The sequence below is a fragment of the Bacillus sp. 522_BSPC genome (assembly GCF_001076885.1).
Classification (GTDB): domain Bacteria; phylum Bacillota; class Bacilli; order Bacillales; family Cytobacillaceae; genus Niallia; species Niallia hominis.
Map to the genome: position 1 here is coordinate 99 of NZ_JVDT01000139.1, position 8,894 is coordinate 8,992.

Sequence of the window (8,894 nt, forward strand, 5' to 3'; positions counted from 1 at the left end):
AAAAGGTAACAGAGAAGCGTTCTCTGAGCCCGAAAGCAAGAGAAGAAGCAGGAAAAGGTAACAGAGAAGCGTTCACTGTGCCCAAGACAAAGAGAACCAAAACTCTGAGATATCGGGGAAAAGTTTTCATCAAGCGAATGAAAACCAAAAATCCCAGAGGAGAGAAGAAAAGTGGTTTTCATAAAAACAAGTAAAAGCCAAAAAAGCAGCAAATTATCAAATTCCAAATGAAACTTCCCAACACCCAACACCCAGTATTTACTATCCACGAGAATCATACATAGCCTTCCTAATAGATAGACAAAATATACAATGGACTTAAACTTCTTTGTAAGTACATAAGAACATTTCCTAGTAAGCTGAATAATTGCCATTAATCATTATAACCCTTAATATTACAATCAAGACAAGTCATTTATAAAGGCGTATATCCTGAAAAAAAAACGTCTTGAATTACACAAAAGTATCGAGAATTTATAGATGAAGGAAAGAGACTTGTTAAGTAGAAGTCCGTACATATTTTTGTATTGGCAATTCTTAGCATTTCTCGTTCAACACGAGAATATAAGTGAAGGGTAAGGAAGCAATAATACTGGAAGGAGGAAAATAGTGAAAAATATGGATAACAAAAAAGAAGGATCATCCAAGCCAAACGCTCAATTTAATATTTTACGAAATGACCCTACCAAGGGAGATGGTGGGTACGGAGTAGGCTCTATTTCTTTAGAGAATGTGACACCAATTATTATCGATAGAGAAACACAAGAAGTATTTATAGATATGGGTGCTTTGCATGGTAGAAGCAAAGTAGAGCAAAAGGTATTTTTTAAGAATGTGACGAAAGAAGAAGTGGAAGAGCTAGATCCACATAAATATTGGGTCATTTGGATTGCGTTGGACAGAAACCAGAAAGGGGTTCACTATTCTGGTGCAGGTGCTTGCGAAATTTTAGTTGCAACGAAAACGAAAGAAGGAAGCAGAAGGATTTTTGGCTATAAGTCAATGCCAGAGCATGTAAACAGTCTTGATAAAGCAATCAAAAGAAAATTTGTATTAGACATCATGGATGATGAATCCAAACAAGCTTTAAAGAAATTTCTTGTTGATTTTAACAATGAATATTGGGAGAAATCCCCTGAGGAATTGAAAGATAGCCTATAAGAGGAAAGGTGAATGAATTGAAAAAATATGGAATAGATCCAAGCAGAGGCTTGGAGTTTGGAATATATACACTAGGCGATCATTTGCCAAACCCAATCACTGGAGAAAGGGTTTCTGCAGAAGAACGTGTACATGAAATAATTGAATATGCAAAATTGGCAGATCAAGCGGGTCTTGATTTCTTTAGTGTTGGGGAAAGTCATCAAGAATATTTTGTTACACAAGCACATTCCGTTGTGTTATCAGCGATTGCACAAGCAACGAAAAATATTAAAATCGCTAGCTCCTCTACGATAATCAGTACATCGGATCCCGTTAGAGTATACGAAGATTTTGCTACAATTGATTTAATTTCAAAAGGCCGAGCTGAAATCATTGCTGGACGTGCATCAAGAGTAGGATTATTTGATTTATTAGGCTATGATCTTCGTAATTATGAAGAATTATTTGAAGAAAAATTTGAATTATTAATGAAAATTAATGAAGAGGAAGTAGTGAATTGGAGCGGAGAATTTCGTGCGCCGTTGAGAAATGCACAAGTTTTACCACGTCCTAAGAACAGCTTTATTCCGATTTGGCGAGCAGTTGGAGGAACACCAGCAAGTGCAATTAGAGCAGGAATTGCAGGAGCACCAATGTTTATGGCACATTTAGGAGGACCAGCCTCTGTATTTAAACGGACAGTAGATGCCTATAGGGAAGCAGCACGAAATAGTGGATTTAACCCAGTAGAACTGCCAGTAGCAACAGCAGGATTTTTCTACGCAGCAGAATCATCTCAACAAGCATTAAAGGATATGTATCCGCATATTAACGAAGGCATGAAAAAAACGAACGGAGCTGGATTTCCAAAACAACATTTTGCACAGGGAGTAGATCCGCATAATATTATGAATATCGGAAGCCCACAACAAATTATTGAAAAAATTCTTTATCAACATGAAATGTTTGGGCATCAACGTTATATTGCCCAAATTGACTTTGGTGGAATGCCGTTTGAAAAAGTCATGAAAAATGTAGAAATTATTGGTACTGAAATCTTGCCGGCTATTAGAAAATACACGAAAAAATCGGAGGCATAAGAAATATGAAGATTGTTGGATTATCCGGTTCGAAAGTCGGATCGAAAACAAGAACAGCAATGGATTACACAATGAAAACTATTGCAGAACATTATCCAGAAGTGGAGATAACGTTACTCGACTTAGCGGATTATGATATTCCATTTAGTGATGGAAGAAATTATTTAGAGTATGATGGGGATGCTGGATATGTGACCAAAACATTAATGGAAGCTGATGCCATTATTATTGGAACACCGGTTTTCCAAGCATCGATTCCAGCTACATTAAAAAACATTTTTGATTTATTGCCTCAAAATGCGTTCCTTGATAAAGTTGTAAGTGTTGTAGTTACAGCAGGTTCTGCAAAGCATTATTTAATTGTGGAGCAGCAATTAAAACCAATCTTGGCTTATATGAAAGCACAAATTGTGCAAACCTATGTATTTATTGAGGAAAAGGATTTCTATCGAAAAGAGATTACAGATGATGATGTGTTATTCCGCATTGAACGATTAGTGGAAGATACAATTGTATTAACAGAGACCTTTTCGGAAATAAGAGAGAAAAAGGAAGCGAAATACGATTTCTAAAGTAAAGTGGTAGAAATTTACTTCACTTTATTATGCAATAGTTAATTATTATACATTTTAGTCTAATTAGTATTTTAAAAGGAAGAGTAAGAATAGAAGAACTTAAGGGAATTGTCACCATTCAGCGGGATATAGGTTCAGATGTATTGGTAATAAATGATATGCCTTTATCAAAATATTTCACGGGCTATAATGGGGAAAAGATTTCTCTTTCTATTGTTTGTGAAGATGAGAGAACCTATACGTATGAGGGAACAGCAGATATTTTTTACTTTGAAGGGAAACAGCATTACTATAGAGGCACGAAATATGTTGATGACTTCTTCATTGATGATATGGATGTTCGCGAACTATTAGAACACCATGAAAAAGAGTTTATAAAAATAACTCTTTCCAAGATGGAAAATTAAATGGATTAAAAAGCCAGCACTCAAATCTTAACGTGCTGGCTTTCTTTGATGAAAAGGAAAAATAATTATTTAATGTACATACAAAGAATAAAAATTTTTATTTCCAATTCTCTCCTTGTATTTTTTGTTCACCTTTTTCAAATATATGTTATTATCAACATAAGAATACACTAGTTACGTCATTTGGAGGAACATATGAAACGTATCTTTTTTTATACCATTTTAATTATCATTTTTCTGATAGCGGTTGCATATTCCTTATATTCTTATAGACAGGCTCAAATTTATGATCAGAAAATGCAAGAAGTTATTTCAGAGGAGACCCCTTTGCCAAAGTACCATTTTGCGTTAATTGGAGAGGAAATGGATCATGATTATTGGCGTTTAGTGGGGGCAGGGGCAAAAAAAGCTGCGTTAGAGAATGATGTTTTTGTTGAATATGAAGGACCAAAACGTTCGAATCCAGAAGAACAATTAAAACTATTAGATATGGCAATCCAAGCTAAAGTTGATGGCATTATTGTGCAAGCGCTTAACGAAAATTTTACACCACTGATTAATAAGGCTGTTAAGGCAGGAATCCCAGTTATTACGATTGATACAGATGCACCAGAAAGCTTACGCAATGCTTATATTGGGACAGATAATTATTTAGCTGGTCAACTAGCAGGGCAAGCATTAGTAAACGATACTGGGGGAAAAGCAACAATTGGCATCATTACCGGTGGGGTGGATAATGCCTATAATCAGCATCAATTAAGAGTACAAGGATTTAAAGATGCAATAGCTAAGGAAGATGGAATGAAGGTTATTGCGATAGATGAATCAAATCTAACAAGAGTACAAGCAGAAGAGAAGGCTTACAAGATGCTGAAAGAACATGAGGACATTACTGCATTTTATGGAACAAGTTCATTAGATGGAATCGGTATAGTTGCTGCAGCAAGATCATTAAATAAGCAAGATGACTTGTATGTTATCTCATTTGATACATTAGATGAGAATATAGAGTTGTTAAATAAAGGGGATATAAATGCCATTGTGGCCCAGCAACCTTTTGTAATGGGAGAGAAAAGTATTGAAATAATGTTAAATCTCCTAAACCAGAAGTCTATCTCGGTTGTAAATCATACGGATGCAGCAATCATTTATAAAAAAGATATAGAAGCAGTGGTAGAGAAAAAGGTGAATGTTCATGATTAAAATTCGTTCGAAGCTACTGATTTATTTTGGTGTCATTTTACTTTTGCTGTTGCTTTTATTTTGGATTCGAGAACATAGCAATCAACAAGTAAAGAAGTTATATGATGAAAATATGGAATATTTTTTCTTGTTAAATGAAATCACAAAGGAAACGAATCAGACATATCAATCACTGCAAATTTATGTTCATGAACCATTGGAGGAAAATTTAGATTTATACGATGTTGAAAAAAATAAGTTTAATGAGCTACAGCAACAGTTCATTGCGATTGAAAAAGAAGGAATTCCTAAGAAGAACCTAGTAAATATGATGGACAATTTCCGAGAGCAAACGGAGAAAACAGTAAAGGGAATGGAAAACCAAGATATCCAACAATATTCTAGTTCCTTAAAGGAAGTAGAAAAGACATCGAGCTATATTCATGAGAAAGCACTTGATTTAATTGATGTAAAGCTAACAGAATATCAAGAAGTTTCGTATCTCTTAGATAAAAAAATTGTTCACACGAAAAATATGGGAACTACAATTCTATTTTCTATTATTCTATTGAGTATTTTATTTGCATTATGGTTTTCTAATGGAATAACGAGAACCATTGGCCGTCTGACAAGAGAAGCAGAGGAAATTTCAGCAGGGAGATACGATCGTGCAGATATTGTTGTATCTCAAAAGGATGAGCTTTGGTTTCTAACGAAAACTTTTAATGAAATGAAAAAAAACATTTTAGAGTCGGTTAGTCAAATGGAAGAAAAAGCAAAGTTAGCTCAATTACTGAAGGAGATGGAATTAAAGAGTCTGCAAAATCAAATTAATCCTCATTTCCTTTTTAATACACTGAATACTATTTCGAAAACCGCTTATATTGAAGGGGCAGAGCGAACATGTGAATTAATCTCTTCCGTTTCAACTTTACTTCGTTATAATATTGGCAGTCTGGATCGCCAAACGATATTAAAGGATGAAGTGGTAATTGTGAGGGAATACTTTTTTATCCAAAAAACACGTTTTGGCCAAAGAGTGGAATTTAAGGAAGAGATCGACCCAGCTTGTTTATCGATACCGATTCCATGTCTTACCTTGCAGCCAATAATAGAAAATGCATTTATACATGGAATTGAAAGTATGGCAAAAGGGGCTATTATTACTGTATCAATCTATGAAAAAAATCAAAAAATATGGATAGAAGTAACGGACAATGGAGTAGGGATGGCTCAGGAGACAATCGACCAATTAATGGACTTGAGGGAGGATAGAGAAAAATCTACAACGAATAAAGGCTCTGGCCATTCTACTGGAATAGGGATGAGTAATGTGATTAAAAGGATTAAATTATTCGATAAAAATAGTCAGGTAAAGATTCGTTCAACTCTGGGCGAAGGTACATCAGTGATCATTAGCTTGAATAAAGATAGGAAGGGGGCTTATTCGTGATAAAAATAATGCTAGTAGACGATGAACCGATTGAAAGAGAAGGACTGAAGCTCATGCTTAGCCGAAATCGCTCTAATTTTGAAGTCATTGCAGAAGCGGAAAATGGGAAAGAAGCAGTTGAGCTTGCTATTTCCCAAAAGCCAGATTTAGTATTTATGGATATTAAGATGCCAGAATTTGATGGGATTGAAGCGATAAGACAGATACATGCCTCCCATCCAACTATTAAGTATGTAATGGTTTCTGCTTTTGATACATTTGATTATGCACGGGAAGCAATGAAATTTGGTATTAAAGAATATTTACTTAAGCCGAGTAAGGTTTCGGAAGTTTTAGAGGCTTTTGACGGAATGGCCGAAGAGATTGAACAGGAAAAGCAAGAGGTCATGAAAAAGCAGGAAATGAATCATCGCCTGGAGAGAGTAAGCTCGGTTATTGAAATGGAATTTATTGTATCTTTTATTATGGACTATGTATATGAATTTAACCAAGAAGAGTGGGATGAATGGCTAGATCTTGAACAGAAGCAAGGCTTTGTCGCCGTTTTTTCCTTTGCATCAGAGAACCAGCATCCAAGTAGAGAAGTGAAAAGCCGGTGGTATCGAATACTAAAACAAGCGTTACAGGAACAAAACCTACAATGTTTGGTTGGGCCATTAACGGGGTTCCAAGTTCCGATATTAACATTAATTAATCAAAATGAGAAACCAAATGGTGAAATAAGAGATGACTTTGCACCAAAGATAATTCATGTTGTGCAGAATCAACTTGAACAGTGCCATATATATGCAGGTGTGGGGACGCTTGTCTCAAATGTGCAACAGTTTTCTGATTCCTATAAAGAGGCAATCTATGCATTAGAGCTCGTGCATAGCCATCCAAGTGCAGCCTATATGACTTATAATAATCGAGTGAAACAAAAACGAAAAGAGCTAATTCCTTTTGAGGTGGAAAAAGAATTACTGGATGCGGTTAAGAAAGGGGAAGTTCAAAAAGGATTGCAAATGTTCGAAACCTATTTTCAAACTATTCAGCAGGCATCTGATTTTCAACTAAGCATGATTCATAAAGCAATCGAGAATTTCTTTATCATCTTAATTCGTTCAATGAAGGAGCTAGGGTTTGAAGAAGAAATTGAAACGAGTTTAGGAAAATTTGATAACTCCATGCAAATAAAAGAGGCAGCGAAAGCACACTTATTGCTCGTTATAAAGCATCTTGGAGAGTGGCGATCAAATGGGATACGCGCATTATTGTTGCAAGCAAAAGACTATATGGATAAAAATTTTTATAAAGCTATTTCGCTTGAAGAAGTCGCCGATCATATTGGAATAAGCTCCTATTATTTAAGTAAATTATTTAAAGAACGATTCCAGGTAACATTTATTGACTATTTAACGAAAACACGTTTAGAAAAGGCGAAAGAGCATTTATTAGATCCCAATGTGCCATTGAAGGAAATTGCGTTAAACATAGGTTATAAAGATCCCAACTATTTTAGTAGAGTACTCAACTTTCGCAGAGTGATATCGGCAAATAAGCCTTGATATAATTAGGAAGGCCAGCGATCCACTGTTCAAGTTGACTTTGAATTATTTTTTTGATTTTCTTATTCGTTTGTTTAAGTGCATCTTGAAGAAGCTCGATCAATTGCTGTAATGCGACAGCCCAATCAAGTTCATTTACTTCATCGCATAATTCGTAAAACAGACCACCTATTGTGCGTTGATCGGTATTACAGCGATTCTGCCACGACAGAACGATAAAACGAGAAAACACAATCGTTGTATGGCAAATAAGCGCGTCATATGAACGGCTTTGGAATTCTTTTTCAAGTTTCAAAAGAGATTTGGCCGCCTTAAAGAATACCTCGATATCCCAGCGCATTCCATAGATTCGGACGATCTCCTGTTCTGAAAGAGTGCAGTCTGTGCTGAGGATGGCAAGCCAGTCGCTTTTCTTATTTCTGTTTTGAATGAATACCACTTTAATTGGTGTTCCATTAGCCATGATCGTATGGATGGAACGAAGAATTCCTTTCTTGGATTGAATGGGTCCAGCTAGGCGGTATAGTTGCTTTAAAGAAACCATCTCCCCGTTTACGTTATAACGTTGTTTTGTTTCTTTGACCATACCAATTACGTCTAATCCTTGATCCACAATAGACTTTACAAGTGGTGGCAATGTAAACCAAGAATCCATAAGGACATAACTTGCATCTATCCCATTGGCTAATGCACGTTTAATCATGTCAGGAACTTGTTCAGGCTCAGTTTGTAATGCATTTTCTCGACGCTTGTATCCACAAGTACGTTTATCAATTTTTTCAGAGATACCATTGATTTGAGACTTTTTTGAACTGACTAAAGAAAAGTCAATTGGCATAAATGTATAGCCATCTGACCAGCCCAAAGTGAGCATACGAAACCCCTTAAAGAAACGCATTTTCAGGGAAGCATGATCAAAACAACGAGCGAGAAGCTCTACCTTTTTACTACGATTTCGGTCATACGCAGAATCATCGATAATCAGTACTTTTGGACGCTCTTTATTCGTAAGGCGAGTCACCTTTTGAATAGTAAAAATGCTCAACAGTAGTAAGAAACGGCGCCAATTAAAAGTTGATTGGTTTAAAAAGCGATAGACGGCATCTTTGGCTGGAAACTGATCGGCTTTCTTTGAATCAAGAAGTGAAAACCAATTTTTGTGCTGGAAAATCAAACAGAAAACAAGCTGAAATAAGTAGGAACAGCTGAAACCGAAGGATTTTTTAATTCCTGCTTGGCGCAGGTGTTTATTCATTTCAAGCTCAGAAAAAACCGAATTAAGTTCTTTTGGTAGTTGATTGTTTTGGCTATTTTGGTCTATCATATAGGGAGCACCTCTTCTGTATGGTAGTGTTTTCTCTACAATTACACTATACCAAAGAATGAGGTGTTATTTCATTTTATTAAACACTGTCAAGCAACATATTTAATAGACCATAGACGCAATACAACTAACGATTTGCACTTATTTTTTTGGTGCGAAAGTT

The 8,894-nt window shown here is 35.7% G+C and carries 8 protein-coding genes; 7 read left to right on the plus strand and 1 reads right to left on the minus strand.

Translation table 11 applies throughout. From position 1 onward, the window contains the following. Positions 1-618: 618 nt before the first annotated feature. The 7 genes from ADJ83_RS11035 to ADJ83_RS11065 all read left to right on the plus strand — a co-directional run bounded on the left by ADJ83_RS11035 (position 619) and on the right by ADJ83_RS11065 (position 7,407). Positions 619-1,161: a YwhD family protein gene (locus ADJ83_RS11035; protein WP_031535824.1), complete on the plus strand. Its 543-nt coding sequence runs from the start codon at positions 619-621 to the stop codon at positions 1,159-1,161. Between the two features lie 17 nt (positions 1,162-1,178). Further along, positions 1,179-2,243 carry an LLM class flavin-dependent oxidoreductase gene (locus ADJ83_RS11040; protein ID WP_048717777.1) on the plus strand — a complete coding sequence of 355 codons (1,065 nt, stop codon included), beginning with the start codon at positions 1,179-1,181 and terminating at the stop codon, positions 2,241-2,243. Between the two features lie 5 nt (positions 2,244-2,248). Further along, positions 2,249-2,815 carry an NADPH-dependent FMN reductase gene (locus tag ADJ83_RS11045; RefSeq protein WP_031535820.1) on the plus strand — a complete coding sequence of 189 codons (567 nt, stop codon included), beginning with the start codon at positions 2,249-2,251 and terminating at the stop codon, positions 2,813-2,815. A 161-nt stretch (positions 2,816-2,976) separates the two neighbouring features. Beyond that, a complete protein-coding gene (locus ADJ83_RS11050; protein WP_031535817.1) occupies positions 2,977-3,225 on the plus strand; it encodes a hypothetical protein in 249 nt (82 codons plus the stop codon). Between the two features lie 195 nt (positions 3,226-3,420). Continuing rightward, positions 3,421-4,428, plus strand: coding sequence for a sugar-binding protein (locus tag ADJ83_RS11055; RefSeq protein WP_031535814.1), 1,008 nt, complete (start codon positions 3,421-3,423; stop codon positions 4,426-4,428). Next, entirely contained in the window at positions 4,421-5,860 is a 1,440-nt protein-coding gene (locus ADJ83_RS11060) for a sensor histidine kinase (protein WP_048717772.1), read from the plus strand. The genes ADJ83_RS11055 and ADJ83_RS11060 overlap by 8 nt, the downstream gene beginning before the upstream one ends. Then, on the plus strand, positions 5,857-7,407 hold the full coding sequence (locus tag ADJ83_RS11065) for a response regulator (protein WP_048717775.1): 1,551 nt from the start codon (positions 5,857-5,859) through the stop codon (positions 7,405-7,407). Before ADJ83_RS11060 ends, ADJ83_RS11065 begins: the two co-directional genes overlap by 4 nt. Here ADJ83_RS11065 and ADJ83_RS11070 read toward each other — a convergent pair. Continuing rightward, positions 7,370-8,731: an IS4 family transposase gene (locus ADJ83_RS11070; protein WP_048717268.1), complete on the minus strand. Its 1,362-nt coding sequence runs from the start codon at positions 8,729-8,731 to the stop codon at positions 7,370-7,372. The two genes, ADJ83_RS11065 and ADJ83_RS11070, sit on opposite strands and share 38 nt — an antisense overlap. Between the last annotated feature and the right edge of the window lie 163 nt (positions 8,732-8,894).

Coding starts and splice junctions, on each gene's coding strand:
- ADJ83_RS11050 (WP_031535817.1), top strand. CDS start 2,977: ATGCCTTTATCAAAATATTTCACGGGCTATAATGGGGAAAAGATTTCT.
- ADJ83_RS11060 (WP_048717772.1), top strand. CDS start 4,421: ATGATTAAAATTCGTTCGAAGCTACTGATTTATTTTGGTGTCATTTTA.
- ADJ83_RS11070 (WP_048717268.1), bottom strand. CDS start 8,731: ATGATAGACCAAAATAGCCAAAACAATCAACTACCAAAAGAACTTAAT.
- ADJ83_RS11045 (WP_031535820.1), top strand. CDS start 2,249: ATGAAGATTGTTGGATTATCCGGTTCGAAAGTCGGATCGAAAACAAGA.
- ADJ83_RS11055 (WP_031535814.1), top strand. CDS start 3,421: ATGAAACGTATCTTTTTTTATACCATTTTAATTATCATTTTTCTGATA.
- ADJ83_RS11035 (WP_031535824.1), top strand. CDS start 619: ATGGATAACAAAAAAGAAGGATCATCCAAGCCAAACGCTCAATTTAAT.